Below are 20,012 nucleotides of genomic sequence, written 5' to 3'. Positions count from 1 at the left end.
CTATTATTTACTAAACAAAAAATCACCTGATCCACTTTGAACGGTTAGGTGATTTCCAACTATTTTTTTAATTTTTTGCGCACTTTTTCCATTAGCTCTTCTTCGGTCAACGCAGCCACTGGCCGATTATTGACAAAAGCAAAAGTTTTTTTGCGTCCTGGTCCGCAGTAAGACTGACAGGCAATATCAATAGTCGCATCTGGATCGATATCCTTCAACTTTGGCAATAAAGTTTTCAAGTTAACAGCCTGACAATCATCGCAAACTCGAAATTCGTTTGCCATCTATATACAAGTCCTTTCTTTTGTAAAAATTAAGCTATTCGGTATTGTACATGGAATGGATGATGTTTGCAAGAGGGTATGCTTCTCTCTGAAGCAGTTGCCCCGCTAGAAACAGCTAAACTAGCAGAAAAAAATTATTTTTCCATATTGGTATAAATCTAATGTAATTTGCTCATCCTGTCAGTAAACATATTTTTTATAAAAAGGGAGTTGAATATGAAATGAAGAACAGACAAGATGCATGGTCTGAAGAAAATGATCTATTGCTTGCAGAAACGGTGCTACGTCATGTTCGTGAGGGTAGTACACAGCTGAATGCTTTTGAAGAAGTAGGTGACCAATTAAACCGGACTTCTGCTGCTTGCGGGTTCCGCTGGAATGCCGTTGTCCGTCATCAATATGAAAAAGCGCTCGATCTGGCGAAAAAACAGCGAAAGCAGCGCAACCGTCTGCTTGGAAAAGAACAAGGAGGAAAGAAAAAGCTATTATACCAGCCGCCAACGCCATCGTTGGAAGAAGTGGAGGCGATGTCTATACCACTTGGAAACGATGTGGAAATGGCTTTAGACTTGCCGCCTGTGTCAGCAACACCCCATAACGGAAATGAAATGACCATAGAAAAAGTGATTGCCTTTTTGCAAACCGTCTCAGGAAATTCCTATCAGACTGATCGTTTGAAACAAGAGAATGCAAGATTGAAGCATGAACTTGAAGAAGCTGAGAAAGAAAGAAAGCGGCTAGAAGAGCGCGTGGCTGATTTAGAACAAAATTCAGAAACGATGCAAGAAGACTATGAAACATTAATGAAAATTATGAATCGTGCCCGGAAGTTGATTTTATTTGATGAAGAAGATCAAGCAAACACATCCTTTAAAATGGATCGCAATGGAAATTTAGAAAAGATGGCTGAATAATGATGAAAAGGGTCTGATTTCCAGCATCAGACCCCTTCGCTTTCACTCCGATAATGCTTTCTCATTCCGCTCTATGACTCGCTGTAAATATCCTTGATACCACTCAATCTCTTCCCCTTCTAACGAGCTTGTTGCTAAGCGATCACTATAGTTATTTAATGCGGTCAAAAAGCGCAGCATTACGTCGGAAATGGTCAATTCTTTGCCTAATAACTCGGATAAGGAAGCCATCACATCCGGCTGAATAACTGGATACACCCACTTCGTTTGTTCCTCTTTCTTTCCTGCTCGATAGAAGCGGCGAATCCACTCTGCCCGTTCACTGCCGCTGCCTGTGACACATAAATAAATCTGCACCGCTACGCCTTTGCGAATACGTCGCTGAGAAATGCCGGCAAATTTCTTTCCGCCCATGCTTAAATCATAGCTTCCAGGGCAATAAGAGCCCGCAACCTCAAACGCTTCAATCTTGTCTGCGCATTCAGCAAACATTTCTCGAATTAACATCAGCATCGCTTCATACCCGCGGTCAATATCGATTCCTTTTTCCGTATCCGGGAAAATCAATGATAAATTAAGCACCCCTTCATCGAGCACAACCGCAAGTCCTCCTGAATTCCGGACAATCACTCGGTAACCGCCGTCCTTCAACAATTGAACCCCATCGTTTAAAAAAGGCAGTTTCGTATCTTGAATGCCTAATACAATCGTATGATGATGCACCCACGCTCTCGCTGTTGCCGGACTGATCCCCGCACCGACAGACGTACAAAGCGTGTCATCGATCGCAAAGGATTGCAAGGCATCAAACATTGGCCCTAAACTGGACTGGTCGATGATGCGCCACTCTTTTTGTTTGAGCAACTCTAGCTTTTTATTCATTTCCTTGATCCCCTTCTAACAAAAATCAACTAGCTTATGTTCTTTCAGCATACCTTTCTTGTACAATAATTCAAGCAAAATTTACAATGACCGCTAGACTAGGCTCATCGTTTTTGTTACCGCAAGTGTCTTCTTCCCGTTTATGGGACAAACTATGTTATATTAAAAGTTGAAAATGAATACATAGGAGTGAGTAACATGAGCGAAGCAGCAAAAACATTGGAAGGCTGGTATTGCCTTCATGATTTTCGTCTCATCGACTGGACAAGCTGGAAAATGCTTTCTAGCGATGATCGTCAAACAGCTATTCACGAGTACCAACAATTTTTAGCAAAATTAAACGTGGCACATGAAGCGAAGGAAGGCAGCCATGCATTTTATAGCGTTGTCGGCCAAAAAGCAGACTTTATGTTAATGATCCTTCGCCCAACAATGGAAGAATTAAATGCACTAGAAACAGAATTCAACAAGTTAAAAATTGCTGAATACACAATTCCAAGTTATTCATACGTATCTGTTGTAGAACTAAGCAACTACTTATCTTCAGATGAGGATCCGTACCAAAACCCGCAAATTCGCGCTCGTTTATATCCAGAGCTGCCTAAAGCAAAATATGTATGCTTCTACCCAATGGACAAACGCCGTCAAGGGGAAGACAACTGGTATATGCTTCCGATGAAGGAGCGTGGCGCGTTAATGCGCAGCCACGGCATGATCGGCCGACAATATGCAGGAATTGTGAAACAAGTCATCACCGGTTCTGTCGGTTTTGATGATTACGAATGGGGCGTTACTTTATTCTCTGACGATGTCCTTCAATTTAAAAAGCTCGTATATGAAATGCGTTTCGATGAAGTAAGCGCCCGCTACGGTGAATTTGGCTCTTTCTTCGTTGGTAACTTAATGGACGATGCTAAGCTCGAACAAATGTTACATGTAAATTAACGGATGAAAACCTCTTTTGCTGGATGGCTGAAGAGGTTTTTTGTTGTCGATGTTTACATTCTGAAAAGTTTTCAGTCATGAAATCCCCCCTTTCACATACATATAAAGTGAAACTTCAATCAGTGGGAGTGTTCTTCCTCTCCCACTGATTGTTAGTTGAACCAACCGGGCATTTATGGGCTGCTGCTCCCCTACCTACACGTCTGCGTTTCTCTCCCATGTTGCGGGTGGGGGTCTTACAGCCCGTTAATGCGGGATAAACTGAAAAGCGGTTTGATAAAAGCGAGGTGGGATTTTGGGAGTCATTCCTTATAACGGAGAGGATGTAAAGCTGTTAGCCAAGTTGATGAGAGCAGAGGCTGAAGAGGAAAGGCAACTCGGCACGTTGATGGTAAGCAATGCCAGTGTCAACTGGGCTGCCTTGCTTTAACGCCTTTCAGCAGTTAGGCGGCTTTATAGTGACAATGAAAGAGATGCTTTCATCAACGAGTGAGACAGCAGGAGATGAACCTTGCCCGCAAAGTCATTCACAGGGAACTGAGCCACCCTGCCAACTGTTCTTTATGGTTTTTCAAGCCAACAGGCACCTGCCCTGGTCGATGGTATGGACAGCCTAATACTGGCCAATTTAAATCCCATTGTTTTTACTCTCCAGTCTATACCAAGTGTCCAAGCGTTTATTAACGATTCAAAGGAGGATTCTTAATGAAGCAACCGACAACAAATCCATACATGTATAGCATGCCGATGTATTATCAGCCAAGCCCAATGTACAGCCCCCCAGCAGGCGCTACCTTACCAACAGCCGGGGGAACACCAGGGCAAACAACAGGACAAACGGCAGGGCAACAAGTGCCCGGTATGTTACCATTAGAAGAATCATACATTGAAAATATTTTAAGACTCAATAGAGGAAAAGTGGCTACTGTCTATATGACCTTTGAAAACAACCGCGAATGGAACGCGAAAATCTTTAAAGGCGTCATCGAAGCCGCCGGTCGCGACCACTTAGTCTTAAGTGATCCACAAACTGGCAGACGCTACCTGCTTCTAATGGTCTACCTGGACTACATCACATTCGACGAAGAAATCGAATACCAATACCCATTCGGAGGCAGCCAATTGGCCTCCTATCCACCGAGATAAATACTAAAGCGGAGCCAACTGCTTAGACACGACAAGCAAATGACAGAATGACGAAATGCAGAAGATAACATGTCAAACAAAAAACTGTTCCCCAACCATTAGGGAACAGTTTTTCGTTAGATTTTCATCACAGCAAAGACCAGTAGTACCCAGGCCGCTAAAAACGCCACACCGCCAAACGGTGTAATTGCACCGAGAATACCAATTTGCGTAACTGTTAAAACGTACAAGCTTCCAGAGAATAAAATGATTCCGATCAACATTAACCAGCCTGACCAGTTAAGAAAAGAGCTAGCTGGTATTTGCCCCATAAGAATACCAATCAAAATTAAACCAGAGGCATGAAACATTTGGTATTGAACGCCTGTTTTCCAAATATCTAAATACTTAGGCTCTACCTTTCCTTCTAACCCATGAGCACCAAACGCCCCTAGAGCGACGGATAAAAAGGCATTAATGGCCCCAATGATAATAAATGTCTTCATTTTTTACATCCTCCCCTTAAAAGTCAAATAGCGAATCTCCATTAGCTCCATCTTCCGTTGCTAATTTTTCTTCTTGGCTGATTGTCGGTTGCGACAGCGTTTGTTGTGGCATAGACGAAAAAATATGCTCCCCTCGAACAGAAGAAGGCTGCCCCGCCCCATCTGCGGATTCTAATACTAAATCACATAAGGCTTTAATCGTATGTACATGCCGCTTAATTTCATCACTTTTTTCGGCCTGTCTTGCTTGCCGCACTTCCATTTCTATTTTATTCAATACCGATTGATGGGAAATATTCATTATGATACACCTCCATTAAGGGGAAATCGCTTTCTCAAATACTTTTAAGTCTCCTTCAGCCCCAAACACTATTATTTTATCATGTGCCTGTAATTTTTCATCAGATTTTGGCGTACCAACTAAAGATCCATTCCTCAAAATTGCCACAATTGTCACATGATACACATTGCGAATATCTAAATCCTTCAACGATCGGCCAATAAACGGACAAGCATTTTCAATAAGAATTTCCTCAATTGAATATTCCTGATGATCAGCAGAAAGAATTAAGTCCATATATCGAACGCTCAATGGCTTTAAAATCGACATCACCATCTGCTTTCCTCCTGTGGAAGACGGATTGATCACTTTAGCCGCTCCAGCCGTCTTTAGCTTCTGCTCTGTCGCCTCTCTTTCGGCTCTAGAGACAATATAAATATCGGGGTTCAATCCCTTAGCTGTCAATGTAATAAATACATTATCAGCATCACTAGGCAGTGTCGCAACCAATGTAGATGCTCGTTCTATGCCTGCAAGCTTAAGCACTTCATCTTCTGTGGCATCACCCACAATAAAAAAATCATCCGATTGAAGAGCTTTTTGTAACACTTCCTCTTGGTTATCAATAAAGACGGCTTGTAAGTCGTTGCGCCCTCTCACATAATCCAATACTTGCTCTCCCACTCGTCCTAATCCGCATACGATCACATGATTCTTTAATTGACCAATTTTATTTCTCATCTTTCTCTCCCTCATTGATGTAGAAAGCTCTCCTTCTACAACGAGCGAAGCCACCGCCCCGATCGCATAAGAAACGATTCCGACACTAATTGGAATAATAATTAAGGCAAACCATTTTCCCTCTTGTGTGACCGGAATGGTATCTCCATAACCGACGGTCAATACGGTGATCACTGTTAACCAGAGAGCATCGAATACGCTTAGCCCCTCAAAATATTTAAATCCGACCATCCCAATGATACACATTGCACTCATCGCAACCACGCTATTGATTAAATGCTGATAACGCTTCCTATTTTTCATCAAATATCCTCTTTTACCCTCGGAATCCCTCTTTTTTTGTCAATGTTCCACGTGAAACATCGATTGCAGTCGAAAAACTAACAGTCTGTTAAACACCAATTGATCGGTGTTTCACCAAGTTCTTGAAGAAAAGTGTTTGCTTTAGAAAAAGGCTTACTTCCGAAAAATCCCCTACTAGCTGATAACGGGCTCGGATGCGGCGCCTGAATAATTTTATGTTTTGACTGGTCAATTAACGCTAGTTTCGTTTGCGCAGGACGACCCCAAAGAATAAAAACAACTGGGCGCTCTCGTTCGTTTATGCAAGAAATCACTCGGTCAGTAAACTGCTCCCACCCTTTTCCACGATGAGAATTGGCTTCTCCTTGCCGCACAGTTAATACTGTATTCAAAAGTAAGACGCCTTGCTCAGCCCATGGAACTAAAGAGCCGCTATCTGGTATGTTACAGCCGAGATCATGAGATAACTCTTTAAAAATATTTCTTAATGATGGCGGAAATGGAACTCCAGGCTGGACAGAAAAACTCAAACCATGAGCTTGATTTGGCCCGTGATAAGGGTCTTGTCCAAGAATCACCACTTTTGTCTCTTTATAAGAAGTTAAATGCAAAGCGTTAAAAATATTGTACATGTTCGGATACACATGACCGTTGGCATACTCCTTTTTAAGAAACTCCCGAAGCTGTAAGTAATAAGGCTTTTGAAATTCTTCTTGAATCAGCTCAGCCCAATCATTTTTTAAAATAGACAAATTCACTCTCTCCTTTCATTGATATATAATAGATAGGCATTTACACCCATTTTACCAGTCTTCTAATCGTTCGGCACTCTAAAAAGACTTGTATAAAACATTTAAATTTTTTAAACTATTACATATACACATATGATGCACGACAAAATTTAGGAGGCTTATCACAACATGACAATGAAAAAAACATTAACAATTGCAGGTTCAGATACAAGCGGTGGCGCTGGTATTCAAGCAGATTTGAAAACGTTTCAAGAGCATGGCGTATACGGCATGACAGCTCTAACAACAATTGTCACAATGGATCCGGACAACCATTGGCACCACGGTGTTCATCCCCTTTCATTGGATACGTTAGAAGCTCAATTGAAAACAGCGATGTCTGTAGGCATTGATGCAGCTAAAACAGGAATGCTTGCGACAGCTGACATCATTGAAATGGCCGGCAAACATTTAAAAGAAAACAACATCGATAAAGTAGTTATTGATCCCGTGATGGTTTGTAAAGGCGATGATCAAGTATTAAATCCTGAAGCACCTGTAGCAATGCGTGAATTTTTGCTTCCAATTGCGACGGTTGTCACACCAAACTTGTTTGAAGCATGGCAATTATCCGGTGTCGGCCCGATCCGCACAGTAGAAGACATGAAAGCAGCTGCACAGAAAATCCATGAACTAGGTGCGAAGAATGTTGTCGTAAAAGGCGGCAAACAACTAAATCATACAAAAGCTATCGATGTATTCTACGACGGAGAAGAATTCGTCGTTCTTGAAGCCGAAAAAGTAGAAACAACATACAATCACGGAGCAGGCTGCACGTTTGCAGCGGCGATCACAGCGAATCTTGCTAATGGCCAAAATGTGAAGGATGCAGTCGCGAATGCAAAGCAATTTGTCAACGCAGCCATCCGTCATGGTTTTAAGCTTAACCAATATGTAGGCCCTGTTATGCATGGTGCGTTCAATAAAGTCACGAACTAAGTTCAACTAAGACTGCCTGAAAAAAGGCGGTCTTTTTTTTCGCTTTCATCGCTCGAGTTTAGTAAAATAATTGTCACAGGCTTGTAGAGGAGGGTTCATGTTGGAGCCAATTATCTTATCAAAAGTTCAAGCAGCTATTGACCAATTTGCTAAGGAAGAAGTATATATTCATCTCGAAACGACAAATGGTGCCTATGCCACACATTTTAACGAAAAAATGTTTTCTGCTGGCGCTTATATTCGCAACGCCCAAATTCAATACGAACATGGAAAAATCGTCGGTGACGGTCCATACCGGGTCGGTTTAAAACTAACGATTGGCTGGGTGTATGCAGAGGGCTTGACTCACTTTACATTCGATGAAAAAGGCCGATTGCTGTTAGCCGGCCACGATTTTGACGGAAAGCTCGCTGTTGCCTTACAGATTGGCAAAGAGCCTTTTAACCACTAAGAGAGGAAGGGGACATCATCGATGGTGATGAAAATCGAAAAAGAACGCCACGTCCTTGTCATCTTTCCGCATCCAGATGATGAAGCGTTCGGTGTTGCAGGAACAATTGCTGCTCATACGAAAAGAGGCACGCCTGTTACTTATGCTTGCCTCACTCTTGGAGAAATGGGAAGAAACCTTGGAAATCCCCCATTTGCCACGCGCGAGTCGCTGCCAGAAATTCGCAAAGCGGAATTAAAGGCAGCCGCCAATGCCTTAAAAATTGATGACTTGCGCATGATGGGACTGCGCGACAAAACATTAGAATTTGAAGATGATCAAAAAATGGCTGATCTTGTATCAGACTTAATCGAAGAGCTGAACCCATCGCTAGTCATCAGCTTTTATCCAGATTTTTCTGTTCACCCTGATCATGAAGCAACGGCTCGGGCCGTTGTCCGCGCTATCCGACGACTGCCCGAAGACCAGCGTCCAAAGCTGCACTGCGTGGCATTCGCCAACAACACAGACACGGATCTCGGCAGTCCTGACATTATTTACGATATTCATGACACCTTTGAACAAAAAATAGAAGCTTTGCGCGCCCACATTTCCCAAACGGCTTGGATGCTAAAAGAAATGGAAAAACTGCTAGTCCAAAATGATCAAGAAACGATTCAACGCGTCAAATTTGAACGCTTCTGGTCCTATCGCTGGCACGACGACCGCGTAAGCGAACTATAAAAAACATCACTGTCCCCCCAGTCCACTGTTACGGACTGAGGGGACAGTTGCTATTTATCTATGTCTTCGACTTTCCTACGCTTTCTTCGACCTTCGCCCTACACAAACAGAAGCCACGCTCAGGCGTGGCTTCTGTTAAATTAGTAAGTTAAATAAGAACGGATCGCTATTGATTTCGATGTACGGAAATCCTTTTTGTTTCATGCGGTTGATGAGCGGGAAGTAGTCTTCTTTATGCTTAAGCTCAATACCGACAAGAACAGGACCTTCATCGCGGTTGTTTCGTTTCGTGTACTCAAAACGGGTGACATCGTCTGTTTCTCCGAGTACTTCGTGCAAGAATTCTCGCAAGGCACCTGCACGCTGCGGGAAGTTAATAATGAAATAATGCTTCAGTCCTTCGTAAATCAGGGATCGTTCTTTAATTTCCTGCATGCGATCGATGTCATTATTGCCGCCGCTCACGACGCAAACAACATTTTTGCCTTTAATCTCGTCCTTGTAAAAATCAAGTGCGGCAATGGATAGAGCACCTGCCGGCTCCGCTACAATGGCGTTTTCATTATACAACTGCAAAATAGCTGTACATACTTTTCCTTCCGGGATAATAACGATATCATCAAGAACTTCTTTACAAATGTCCATTGTGATATTGCCCACTTGCTTCACCGCTGCTCCGTCGACAAATGGATCAATTTGGTCTAAAGCAACCACTTCATTATTAGCAAGCGACGTTTTCATCCCCGGTGCTCCCTCAGGCTCCACTCCGACCATTTTTGTGTTCGGGCTGATGCTTTTCACATACGAACCGACACCAGCAGCTAAGCCTCCTCCGCCAATTGAACAAAATAGGTAGTCAATGGACTCAGACATATCATTCATAATTTCTACACCGACTGTTCCTTGTCCGGCAATCGTTCGAAAATCGTCAAACGGATGAATAAATTCCATTTTCTTCTCTGAACAAAAGCTCATCGCTGCTAAATAAGAATCGTCAAATGTATCTCCCGTTAAAATAACCTCTACGTTATCCCCGCCGAATAATTTCACTTGTGATACCTTTTGCCTTGGTGTAGTGGATGGCATGAAAATAGTTCCTTTAATATTCAGCTGCTTGCAGGAATAGGCAACTCCTTGCGCGTGGTTACCTGCGCTTGCACAAACCACTCCTTTTGCGCGCTCCTCTTCTGACAGACTATATATGAAATTGTAAGCCCCGCGCAATTTAAAAGAGCGCACAATTTGCAAATCCTCACGCTTTAAATAAATATTGCATCCAAAACGGGCGGATAATAATTCATTTTTTTGCAGTGGTGTTTGAGTCACCACATCTTTTAACGTCTGATTTGCCATGACGATATCTTCTACTTTTACTTTCGTTAGCGCCTTGCTCACATTTTTCCCCTTCTTTGTTTGAATTTTAAGAATTATTTTAACACACTAATAACTCATTTGGGTAGAGAATCACGAGAAATTCTCGTGATTCTTTACACTGATCACTTTTTCAATCGCAGCTGCGACCCCATGTTCATCATTAGTGGCTGTCACGTAGTTACACAATGCTTTCACTTCTGGATCAGCATTCCCCATAGCTACCGGGAAACCAACACGCTCTAACATCGACACATCATTGAAATTATCACCAATCGCCATTGTTTCTTGAAGAGAGATTCCTTTTTCTTTTATAAATCGCTCTAAAGCTATACCTTTTTGAGCATCGAGGTGAGTAATTTCGATATTTTCGCTTCCCGAAGAGCTAATAGCTATGTCGTCAATAAGAGACAGCTGCTCCCTAGCTTTGCTTAATTTCTCTTGTTCGAATGAAAAAGCCAAAAATTTGTAAACAACGATATCCTCTTTATGAATGATCTCTTCATAGCTGTCTACTAATTGAAGCAACCCTTTTGTAAAGCGGATTTTGGCCGCCTCACGAATTTGATCTTGAGGAATTTCTGAATGGGCTGTCAGGAAAATATTCACCATAATATCGAGCGCTTTTTCATAGTCATCTGTCAATGTCCCCTTCGCTGTATATATTTCAAAATAAAGGCCGATCTCTTTCAGCATTCGAAAGATACGTGCTGCGGTTTCTTTTTCAATAAAGGAATGGCTAAGAATTTCACCAGAAACATTCCGAACCTCTGCTCCATTCGCACCAATGATTGGACAGTGAATATCAGCTTGATCCAAAGCATAACGAGCTTCAGCATAAGAACGACCTGTGGCCACTACGACTTCGATCCCTTGTGCTTGAGCCTCTTTTACAGCTTGACAATTTTCTTCACTTACTTCCATTCTTCCATTTAAAAGAGTGCCATCCATGTCTGTCGCAATACATTTAATCATTTTTTCACCTGCTATATTTTGTATTCTATTCACTTACTTATTTTAGCATGAATGACACCCACCATTTTTTTCAAGCAAAGGATAAAGCTTTCTAAACTAATCCTCTGAAAATGTGTCAATTTTGTGACATTCCACCTTTTCAATTATATATTATTGTGTTATATTTTTTAAAAATAATTAGAATTATTTTTACATTTAAACTATATATAAACTATAGATTTTTAGACAAAAATGAATTAAAATAAACACCTGTTAATAATTATACGAAGAAAGGGAAATTAATATATGGAAAATACTAACAAATTTTCACTTGCACATATTTTATATTTTATTATTCCATCATTAATCGGTGTTTTCTTATTCGTCATCCCGTTGAAAATAGATGGTAGCTATACGATTCCGATTGCTGTCCTATCAAACTTTGTACTTGATGGAATGGGTGATTATATTCCTGCTATCATGACGGGTTTGATCCTGGTTTCAGCCATCGGTACATTATTGGTTAAAATGATTCGCCCACAATTTGTTAGAAATTCTTATTTTCTAGCTTCATTATTTGATATTACTCCTTTTTGGACTGTTGTGCGCGTTGTAGGTGCAATTTTTGTTGTCATGACATTTTTTAAAATGGGTCCAGAAGCGGTTTATTCAGAAAATACTGGCGGGCTTTTATTAACTTCTTTATTGCCTGTTTTATTTGCTACTTTTTTGTTCGCTGGATTACTATTGCCTTTGCTTTTAAACTTCGGATTACTTGAATTTATTGGTTATTCATTAACAAAAGTGATGCGTCCGCTATTTAAATTGCCTGGTCGCTCATCTGTGGACTGCCTTGCTTCTTGGTTAGGTGATGGAACGATTGGCGTTCTTTTAACAAGCAAACAATATGAGGAAGGATTCTATACGAAAAAAGAAGCCGCTATTATCGGAACTACTTTCTCTGTCGTTTCTGTCACGTTCTGTTTAGTGGTTATTTCTCAGGTTGGATTAGAAGATTATTTCCTTCCTTTCTACGGAACCGTTATTCTTGCTGGCGTTGTAGCTGCCCTTATTTTACCGCGGATTCCGCCGTTATCTAGAAAAGAAGATACATTTATTAATGGAAATGAACGCACACATTCAGAAGAAAAAGTGCCTGCAGGCTATTCTCCCATTTCCTACGGGTTTGACCAAGCAGTCGCGCAAGCGCAAAAGAATAAACCTGGTCAAGTAGTGAAAGACGGGTTTCATAACGTCATTGATATGTGGCTTGGCGTAGCACCGGTTGTTATGGCACTAGGTACCGTCGCTTTAGTGATTGCGGAAAATACCCCGGTGTTCCAATGGTTGGGAGTTCCTTTCATTCCATTGCTTGAACTGTTACAAATTCCATTTGCTAACGAAGCATCAGAAACGATTATGGTTGGTTTTGCTGATATGTTCTTACCTTCTGTTATTGGCGCTGGCATCGAAAGCGAACTGACACGCTTCGTCATTGCTTGTCTGTCCGTTTCTCAGCTTGTGTACATGTCAGAAGTTGGCGGACTAATCTTAGGAACAAAAATTCCAATCTCATTCAAAGACCTTATCCTGATCTTCCTTTTAAGAACGTTAATCTCACTCCCAATCATCGCTGGAGTGGCGCATTTAATATTTTAAAAGAAAAGCGGAAGGCGCTCGTTCATCGGCGACAAGCAAAAGACGAGTCGGCTGAAAGGTTGCTTTTTAACCTTTTGGCCGGCTTGACTTTTGACCTCGAGCCGATAGCGCCTGCAGCTAGACAAGAAAAGCGGAAGGCGCTGTTCAGCGGCGTATGGGCTGAAGTGATCCGTACGAGATAAAGGAAACACGATGAACGACAGTGAATCGATGTTGACTTATCGTAAGGAGGAGAACGGAAGCCCACTAGCCGCTAGCGCCTGGAGCTGGACACTCGAAAAGCGGAAGGCGCCGTTAAATAAGGCATACTCGATCATCACGAGTGTGCCTTATTTTTTACAGCATTCACATTACCTGTACGTAAAAAGGTTTCTCTATTGACTCTATCTCGTTATAATAAGTATACAGTGCGAGACTGTTGAGAGAGGAAGTGAACAGGTGACTCATAAAAGTTGGTTTCAATTTGGAGTTGGAATGATTATTCTGCTTCTCATTATTAGATTATGTAGAGAAGTGCAAGATATTTTCTATCCATTATTAATTGTAGTACAAACGGTGTTTTTACCCATTTTACTAGCAAGTGTTTTATTTTACTTAACACGTCCGATCGTTAAATGGCTTGAAGGAAAAAAGATGCCTAAGTGGTCTGCCATTCTTGCCGTATACATTTTGTTATTCGGTTTGTTTTGGTTATTATCGACCATCATCGGCCCGCTTGTGAACGAGCAAATGACGAAACTAATTAAAAACACCCCTAAAATGTTTCATGCAACTGAAGAAGGTATTGGTTATATCATGAATCAGCGGGATCGCTTGCCGGAAAGTGCGATGCAAGGGATTGAAGACGCTCTCGATAAAGCGCAAACGATCGCTATGTCTTTTGGTACTTGGCTGATCGAATTTATTCAATCATTGCTACAAGCAACATTCTCCATTATTCTGGTGCCATTCTTCTTATTCTATATGTTGAAAGATCGTGAAAAATTCGCTCCTTTTATTACACAATTTTTCAGTGGCAACCGAAAAGAATGGGTACAGAAAACATTAAGTGACTTAGATAATACGTTAAAGTCCTATATACAAGGACAGCTATTTGTTAGCTTTCTTGTAGGGGTCATGCTATTTATTGGCTATTTAATCATTAAATTGGATTATGCCCTTATTTTGTCTCTGTTCGGTATGGCGACAAATGTTATTCCGTTTTTAGGTCCTTATATAGCAGTAGCTCCTGCTCTATTGGTTGCTTGGACACAAGACCCTCAAATGGTGATTTATGTAGCGATTATTATGCTTGTTGCCCAACAAATTGAGTCAAATTTAATTTCGCCTAATGTAATGGGGAAAGCACTCGCGATTCATCCATTAACGGTTATTACTGTGATCTTGACGGCTGGTAACTTAGCTGGTATATGGGGAGTTATTTTAGGTGTTCCTGCTTATGCCGTTATAAAAACCATTGTGGTCAATTTGTATGACATGCGCACGGAAATTAAGCAAGCAGCAACGAAAAAAGTATAGTGAGGCTGTCTTTGGACAGTCTTTTTTCCTTTTATGGTAAATATAGATGCCTATATTCTTTTTTCAAAAGAATATACTGACAATAAAGGAGAGAAAACAAAGATGCAACAACTTAGAAAAAACAACATAATTGTGCTCCTTATCGTTTTAAGTTTCGCTAGCTATTACCTCCATGAGTATACAAAAGCAGCCACCTCTCCTCATTCTAACGTAACAGTATTTATTCACGGGTATAAAGGAACCGTCAATTCTTTCCGTTCGATGCTTCATCGTTTCGAACATGAACACCACTGGGGGAGGCAAGTTCTTTTATGCAAAGTCACGAAAGATGGCCGTGTACTAACATCAAAAGTGCAACGTTACACAACCAATGATCGCTTGTTTGTGCAAGTCGTATTTGAAAATAACCGAGCCAGTTTTAAAGATACAGCTTATTGGCTATCGAAAGTGATGAACACATTGAAAGCACAGTATGGCATCAATGAAGTCAACCTTGTTGGTCACTCTATGGGCGGCATCGTCTCTACTAAATTTTTAGAGGATTATCAGCAAGGAAGCAAGTATCCACATGTCAACAAGCTAGTGGTGATTGGCAGCCCTTTTAAAGGAGTCAAGAACGAGAAATATTTCCAAACGAATAAAGGAGGCGCAGCCCTCGACTTAATGCCCAGCTCACCTGCTGTGACACAGCTGGAGAAAAATAAGGATGCTTTCCCAAGGCATGTAAAAACGCTCACCATTGCCGGAGTGGCTGATCAAGTTGTTGATATAGACAGCGCTCTAGCGATCAAGCACATCGTTCCAAAAGACAATTATCATGAAGTCATTATTTTTGATCCAAACATTAATCATAGCGGCTTACATGAAAGCAATGAAGTGGATGAGCGGATCGGGCAATTTTTATGGAATGAGAAATGAGAGCCAGAAGATGCTTCTGACTCTCTTTCCAGTTAAATTTTTTGTAAAATATGGTGACATACATGGCTAACGATGGTTGGATCTTTCCTTTTTTCATATAACGTTTCGATTTGGTCTTTGTATTGCTTGCTTTCTGCCAAGTAACGAGTCGCCGTTTTCATCAATGTGCTATATTGGTCAGCGACATCATTGATTTTTGCAACATTCTTTTCATCCGTTCCCTCTTCAATAATCTCTTCATAAAGGTCAATGATACTGTCAGAAGGTTTACTAGGAAAATATTCATGCGGGGCGGTACTGTCAAATATGGCAAAGTCGAGCTCCCTTACAATGACCATGTCGACACTGTTCGGATCAAATCCGCAATGATACACCTCGATATCATATCCTTGTTCTTCGGCTGCAGCGGCAATTTTTTTCATCATTGTTGATTTCCCTGAGCCTGGTCGCCCTTTAATAAAGTAACGATGGTTAAGATCGTGCGTTAAGTTATTGATAAAATCAACCGCTCCTCTTGGCGTTGCTGCACCGAGGAAACGATGTTTGCTGACAGCTGAAGTCTTCTTCTTATCATTTGGAGGAATCAACTGCTGAATGATGCTGGCCGTCAGCTGATTGGCTTTCCGTTGATCAAGCACTTGAATGTAAATATGCTCCCATTCATCATGTACATCGAGCGCTTTTCGAAAGCAAGTATACGCTTTGGCTGTTGCAGTATCAGCTTTTTCTTCCAGTTCAGCAATTTCCAGCGCGGCTTGATCAGAAAGAGGCTTTCTTTCTGGAATAGAAATCGATTGCGTGTTCACTCCTGTAGCTTCCTTATTAGAGAATCCAAATGCGTATACCGCGGCTTGTTTATCCGGCATAATAATTCCTTCAAGCGTATCTGGATCCGAGGCGCAATGAATCAGCTCTATGCTCATTCCCTGTTCTCGACACCGCTCAGCCAATTGCTGCATACAAACCTTTCGATCTACTTCTGTTCCGCCATCTAAAATAAACAATTGCTCAATCCCTTGAAGATTCGTTTCAAGTAAGCTGTAAAAGCCTTTCGCTGTGTTCCCCCTTGTGAAATAACGAATTGTTTGACCGCTCATATCTACACCTCTTTACTGATCGATTTCAACGGGCCTCCCTGTATATGTATATGACGGCGAGGGCGCATTTATGTTTCAGCACCCATACATACAAAAAGAGGCAGCTTTCGCTTTAGCCGCCTCTCATTCACTAATAACAATTGTCGTTGTTTTGGACCACTTACTTGAAAATTTCTCGATGAGTTTCTTTGATGTCTTGAAGTGCATCGTCTAAACATTTGTACTCTTGCCCAATTTTGTAGCTTTTCACGTTCAACAGTGAGCAATCTTCGCCGGGATTGTGTAACACTTTTAAATATTCTTCCGTATCGCCTTCTACCTCTCCAAATCTGCCTTCGTTAAAAACAGCTAAAGAGTGCTGAAGCTTTTCATAAATCACTAAAAAATCCTCTTTAATTTCACCATCGAAATAATTCCTTGAATCAAGTAAGTTGACAACAACCATTATTATTTTCACTTCCTATTCTTAAGTTATGTCCACATTATATCTGAAGAAGAGCAAAAAAATACCATGTTCATGATCTTTTCATCAAAAAATCACATAACATTAATAAAAGGTTCACATAATATTCAAGAATGTCATTTCTGTTACTTGGTCACTTCAAATTGTGCATTGCCTTGTGTTAAACCAATCAAATCGGCTACCTTCAACTCCAACTGAATGCCAATTTTCCCTCCACTTACAATGATCGTTTCTAACAAAGCCGCACTTTTGTCAATAAAAGTGGGATACAGCTTTTTCATCCCAATTGGGGAGCAGCCACCTCGAATGTAGCCTGTATGCTTTTGAATATCCTTTACCGGTATCATTTCCAGCTTTTTCTCGCCTGCTGCTTTCGCTGCTTTTTTCAAATCTAATTCTTCCACCACTGGAATTACAAATATATATAAGTCTTTTGCTCCACTCGTGACCAATGTTTTGTAAACTATTTCCGGGTTTCTATCTATCTTATTAGCAACAGAAATACCATCGATTTTTCCATCTTTGTTTTCATATACCAATGTTTCATACGTTAGCTTAGCGGCATCAAGCATTCGCATGGCATTTGTTTTTGCTTTACTCATCGATCTCTTCCTTTCTTCCTTCTTTCATATGATCTTGTTAAGATAAGTATATACGATAAGCAAGAAGAGGTGGAGATTATGGATAACCTTACAGTGACTTCTATTATGGATGTAATGCGGACATTTCTTCCATACAATACATCGGTAGCTGTATCAGACTCAGAAAAATTTATTTATTACCAAGCGAGCAAGCTTGTGGATTTACAGATTCGTCCTGGTGAACCTTTTAAAAAAGGTGGCGTGACAGGAAAGGCCATTTCAGAAAAACATACCGTTTCTGAATATATCGACAGTGAGGTTTATGGCACACCTTATTACGCGATGGCTGTGCCGCTATTTAACAATGATGAAGTGATCGGTGCGGTGACAACTATTTTTCCTGCCAAGCCGTCTCCGATTTCCACTAATTTTTTTACGATAAAAGCAGAGGATCGTTGGTATCCTATTCCCTATAAGGACGTTATTTATTTGGAAGCGGAAAGCCGCAAAACAAAGGTGCAAGCTGTGCATCGAGAAGGCTATCATAAAATGAATTTAACGGAGCTTGAGTTTTTATTGCCTGTTGATCATTTTATTCGCGTCCATCGTTCTTATATTGTCAATGTCAACTTTATTCAGGAAATTCAACCGGACTCTCATTCCACTTTCCTGCTCATAATGAAGAACAAAATGAAGATCCCAGTTAGCCAAACATATTCCAGTTTATTCCGCAAAGCGCTTAACTATTAACTTTCTGCTTCATGTATGATATATTCTGTTTCGGCGCAAATTAAAGGCTTTTCATGCGAAAGCTAATGAGCAAGCACGAAAAAGTTGATAGAATATTTAAAAAGTAACGAGGGGGGATTTTTTGTGAATTCTCGAATCACAGATCGTTTGCGCAATAAACAATTACAATCGTTAATTGTATCTGCCGATGAGGCTGCCTCTTGGATTAAGGACGGAATGACTCTTGGATTAAGCGGTTTCACTCGTGCCGGGGATGCCAAAGCTGTCCCAATGGCGTTAGTTGATCGTGCGAAAGATGAACCATTTAAAGTAGACGTATATACCGGAGCTTCACTCGGGTTTGATATTGATAAATTAATGGCAGAAGCAGGGATCGTCAATAAACGCTTACCGTTCCAAGCAGAACCCGCAATGCGTAAGAAAATCAATCAGGGAGAAATGTACTTCATTGATCAACATTTATCTCAAGTAGCTGAGATGGTACGAGCAGATGTACTGAATCCTATTGATTTTGCCATTGTCGAAGCAGTTGCAATTACAGAAGAGGGAGCCATTATCCCAACTACATCTGTCGGAAACTCTTCCATTTTCTTAGAGAAAGCGGAAAATATCATTATTGAGTTAAACGTGGCTCAACCATCAGCTCTTGAAGGCTTACATGACATCTATGAAGTAGGCGAACAAGGTAACCGTTTACCAATTCCCCTAACTTCTGTCGATGACCGAATTGGTACAACTGGTATTCAAGTGGACATTAATAAAATTAAAGGAATCGTACTGACCGATGATCTAGATTCACCGTCAACGATTACTCCACCAGATGAAGACACAGCCACAATGGCTAACCATTTAATCACCTTCCTTCGTGAAGAAATTAAAGCTGGCCGTTTAACCAATAAGTTGGCTCCGTTGCAATCAGGAATTGGTACAGTGGCCAATGCGGTTCTTCATGGATTATTGGATTCGGAATTTGAGGACCTTGAAGTATATTCAGAAGTGCTACAAGATGCTGTATTTGATTTATTAGACAGCGGAAAAGTTCGCTTTGCTTCCGGATGCTCGATTACCTTATCGAAAGACAAAATGCAGCAAGTCTTTTCTAACCTGGATAAATATAGTAAGCAGCTGATCTTGCGTCCACAAGAGATTTCCAACCATCCTGAAATCATTCGCCGTCTTGGCCTGATTTCCATCAATACCGCTCTAGAGGCAGATATTTATGGAAACATCAACTCCACTCACGTTAGCGGCACGAAAATGATGAATGGAATTGGCGGCTCTGGCGATTTCGCTCGCAACTGCCGTTTGGCAATCTTCGTGACGAAATCTGTAGCGAAAGATGGCAAGATTTCAAGCATCGTGCCTTTTGTCTCTCATGTCGACCATACGGAGCATGATGTGGATGTGATTGTCACAGAACAAGGTTATGCGGATTTACGCGGTCTTGCACCAGTGGAACGCGCTCGTGTCATCATTAATAACTGTGTGCATCCAATGTACAAAAAGCAACTAGCCGCTTACTTTGATGAAGCACTGAAACGCGGCGGACAAACACCGCATGTGTTGGAAAAAGCCTTTTCTTGGCATACAAATTTCGCTGAAAAAGGCACTATGCTGCAAGAGGAATTTGTTACAGCCAAATAATTACTTTTGTAACGTCTGCTAGGTGGCTTAGACATATTATGAAGACTGACCCCAGACTTCCCAATCTCAAAAACGCGCTTTTATGTCTAAGCTTCCAGGCGTTAATATAAATAAAATTTTTATACACACTCCCTACTGTCAAAGAAGAGGGCTGCTATTGATAAGCAGCCCTC

General features: G+C 41.2%; 23 protein-coding genes and 1 pseudogene. 13 read left to right on the top strand and 11 right to left on the bottom strand.

Annotated features, from left to right (window positions below; all coding sequences use genetic code 11):
- Positions 1-59: 59 nt before the first annotated feature.
- Positions 60-284, bottom strand: a complete 225-nt coding sequence (locus IRB43_RS10650; protein ID WP_095479196.1) for a YuzB family protein — start codon at positions 282-284, stop codon at positions 60-62.
- A gap of 221 nt (positions 285-505) precedes the next feature.
- On the opposite strand from IRB43_RS10650, the gene IRB43_RS10645 reads away from it, so the two are divergent.
- Entirely contained in the window at positions 506-1,198 is a 693-nt protein-coding gene (locus IRB43_RS10645; RefSeq protein WP_203363461.1) for an RsfA family transcriptional regulator, read from the top strand.
- A gap of 42 nt (positions 1,199-1,240) precedes the next feature.
- Here the strand turns inward: IRB43_RS10645 and lipL are convergent, their stop codons facing one another.
- Positions 1,241-2,080: an octanoyl-[GcvH]:protein N-octanoyltransferase gene (gene lipL / locus IRB43_RS10640; RefSeq protein ID WP_203363460.1), complete on the bottom strand. Its 840-nt coding sequence runs from the start codon at positions 2,078-2,080 to the stop codon at positions 1,241-1,243.
- Positions 2,081-2,278: 198 nt separating this feature from the next.
- On the opposite strand from lipL, the gene hemQ reads away from it, so the two are divergent.
- The 3 genes and pseudogenes from hemQ (at position 2,279) to gerQ (ending at position 4,171) form a co-directional block, all read left to right on the top strand.
- On the top strand, positions 2,279-3,025 hold the full coding sequence (gene hemQ, locus IRB43_RS10635) for a hydrogen peroxide-dependent heme synthase (RefSeq protein WP_203363459.1): 747 nt from the start codon (positions 2,279-2,281) through the stop codon (positions 3,023-3,025).
- Between the two features lie 295 nt (positions 3,026-3,320).
- A pseudogene (locus IRB43_RS10630) lies at positions 3,321-3,709 on the top strand (cell wall hydrolase).
- A 21-nt stretch (positions 3,710-3,730) separates the two neighbouring features.
- The gene (gerQ, locus tag IRB43_RS10625; protein ID WP_203363458.1) at positions 3,731-4,171 is read left to right on the top strand and encodes a spore coat protein GerQ; all 441 of its coding nucleotides are present in this window, start codon (positions 3,731-3,733) and stop codon (positions 4,169-4,171) included.
- 116 nt (positions 4,172-4,287) lie between these two features.
- On the opposite strand, the gene IRB43_RS10620 is transcribed toward gerQ, so the two are convergent.
- From IRB43_RS10620 to IRB43_RS10605, 4 genes are all read right to left on the bottom strand, one after another.
- Entirely contained in the window at positions 4,288-4,656 is a 369-nt protein-coding gene (locus IRB43_RS10620) for a DUF423 domain-containing protein (RefSeq protein ID WP_203363457.1), read from the bottom strand.
- Between the two features lie 16 nt (positions 4,657-4,672).
- Positions 4,673-4,957 (bottom strand): YwdI family protein, encoded by a 285-nt coding sequence (locus IRB43_RS10615; protein WP_203363456.1) that lies wholly within the window; start codon positions 4,955-4,957, stop codon positions 4,673-4,675.
- A gap of 15 nt (positions 4,958-4,972) precedes the next feature.
- Positions 4,973-5,980 (bottom strand): potassium channel family protein, encoded by a 1,008-nt coding sequence (locus IRB43_RS10610; RefSeq protein ID WP_203363455.1) that lies wholly within the window; start codon positions 5,978-5,980, stop codon positions 4,973-4,975.
- Positions 5,981-6,057: 77 nt separating this feature from the next.
- Positions 6,058-6,732: a uracil-DNA glycosylase gene (locus IRB43_RS10605; RefSeq protein ID WP_203363454.1), complete on the bottom strand. Its 675-nt coding sequence runs from the start codon at positions 6,730-6,732 to the stop codon at positions 6,058-6,060.
- 168 nt (positions 6,733-6,900) lie between these two features.
- On the opposite strand from IRB43_RS10605, the gene pdxK reads away from it, so the two are divergent.
- The 3 genes from pdxK (at position 6,901) to bshB2 (ending at position 8,884) form a co-directional block, all read left to right on the top strand.
- Complete coding sequence (pdxK, locus tag IRB43_RS10600) at positions 6,901-7,710, top strand: pyridoxine/pyridoxal/pyridoxamine kinase (RefSeq protein WP_203363453.1); 810 nt, start codon at positions 6,901-6,903, stop codon at positions 7,708-7,710.
- A 100-nt stretch (positions 7,711-7,810) separates the two neighbouring features.
- Positions 7,811-8,161 carry a YojF family protein gene (locus IRB43_RS10595; RefSeq protein ID WP_203363539.1) on the top strand — a complete coding sequence of 117 codons (351 nt, stop codon included), beginning with the start codon at positions 7,811-7,813 and terminating at the stop codon, positions 8,159-8,161.
- A gap of 27 nt (positions 8,162-8,188) precedes the next feature.
- Positions 8,189-8,884, top strand: a complete 696-nt coding sequence (bshB2, locus tag IRB43_RS10590; protein ID WP_238941959.1) for a bacillithiol biosynthesis deacetylase BshB2 — start codon at positions 8,189-8,191, stop codon at positions 8,882-8,884.
- Between the two features lie 135 nt (positions 8,885-9,019).
- On the opposite strand, the gene ilvA is transcribed toward bshB2, so the two are convergent.
- Positions 9,020-10,279 carry a threonine ammonia-lyase IlvA gene (gene ilvA / locus IRB43_RS10585; RefSeq protein ID WP_203363452.1) on the bottom strand — a complete coding sequence of 420 codons (1,260 nt, stop codon included), beginning with the start codon at positions 10,277-10,279 and terminating at the stop codon, positions 9,020-9,022.
- Between the two features lie 69 nt (positions 10,280-10,348).
- Positions 10,349-11,230 carry a Cof-type HAD-IIB family hydrolase gene (locus IRB43_RS10580; RefSeq protein WP_203363451.1) on the bottom strand — a complete coding sequence of 294 codons (882 nt, stop codon included), beginning with the start codon at positions 11,228-11,230 and terminating at the stop codon, positions 10,349-10,351.
- Between the two features lie 285 nt (positions 11,231-11,515).
- Here IRB43_RS10580 and IRB43_RS10575 point away from each other — a divergent pair, with 285 nt between their 5' ends.
- The 4 genes from IRB43_RS10575 to IRB43_RS10560 all read left to right on the top strand — a co-directional run bounded on the left by IRB43_RS10575 (position 11,516) and on the right by IRB43_RS10560 (position 15,304).
- On the top strand, positions 11,516-12,868 hold the full coding sequence (locus IRB43_RS10575) for a YjiH family protein (protein WP_203363450.1): 1,353 nt from the start codon (positions 11,516-11,518) through the stop codon (positions 12,866-12,868).
- A 192-nt stretch (positions 12,869-13,060) separates the two neighbouring features.
- Entirely contained in the window at positions 13,061-13,249 is a 189-nt protein-coding gene (locus IRB43_RS10570) for a hypothetical protein (protein WP_203363449.1), read from the top strand.
- Between the two features lie 57 nt (positions 13,250-13,306).
- A complete protein-coding gene (locus tag IRB43_RS10565; protein ID WP_203363448.1) occupies positions 13,307-14,386 on the top strand; it encodes an AI-2E family transporter in 1,080 nt (359 codons plus the stop codon).
- A 102-nt stretch (positions 14,387-14,488) separates the two neighbouring features.
- Positions 14,489-15,304 (top strand): alpha/beta fold hydrolase, encoded by an 816-nt coding sequence (locus tag IRB43_RS10560; protein ID WP_203363447.1) that lies wholly within the window; start codon positions 14,489-14,491, stop codon positions 15,302-15,304.
- A 32-nt stretch (positions 15,305-15,336) separates the two neighbouring features.
- Here IRB43_RS10560 and IRB43_RS10555 read toward each other — a convergent pair whose 3' ends face one another.
- The 3 genes from IRB43_RS10555 to ybaK form a co-directional block, all read right to left on the bottom strand.
- Entirely contained in the window at positions 15,337-16,401 is a 1,065-nt protein-coding gene (locus IRB43_RS10555; protein ID WP_203363446.1) for a hypothetical protein, read from the bottom strand.
- Between the two features lie 160 nt (positions 16,402-16,561).
- Positions 16,562-16,846, bottom strand: coding sequence for a hypothetical protein (locus IRB43_RS10550; protein WP_203363445.1), 285 nt, complete (start codon positions 16,844-16,846; stop codon positions 16,562-16,564).
- A 143-nt stretch (positions 16,847-16,989) separates the two neighbouring features.
- Positions 16,990-17,466 (bottom strand): Cys-tRNA(Pro) deacylase, encoded by a 477-nt coding sequence (gene ybaK / locus IRB43_RS10545; protein ID WP_203363444.1) that lies wholly within the window; start codon positions 17,464-17,466, stop codon positions 16,990-16,992.
- A 78-nt stretch (positions 17,467-17,544) separates the two neighbouring features.
- Here ybaK and IRB43_RS10540 point away from each other — a divergent pair, with 78 nt between their 5' ends.
- Positions 17,545-18,195, top strand: a complete 651-nt coding sequence (locus IRB43_RS10540) for a LytTR family DNA-binding domain-containing protein (protein ID WP_203363443.1) — start codon at positions 17,545-17,547, stop codon at positions 18,193-18,195.
- A gap of 123 nt (positions 18,196-18,318) precedes the next feature.
- Positions 18,319-19,839, top strand: a complete 1,521-nt coding sequence (locus IRB43_RS10535; protein ID WP_203363442.1) for a succinate CoA transferase — start codon at positions 18,319-18,321, stop codon at positions 19,837-19,839.
- The last annotated feature ends 173 nt before the right edge of the window (positions 19,840-20,012 follow it).

Origin of the sequence: Bacillus sp. REN10, from assembly GCF_016820555.1 — a bacterium.
In the GTDB taxonomy this organism is placed as follows: domain Bacteria; phylum Bacillota; class Bacilli; order Bacillales; family Domibacillaceae; genus Bacillus_CE.
Note: the sequence above shows the minus strand (reverse complement) of the source record. Positions and strands in the feature narration are given on the sequence as shown.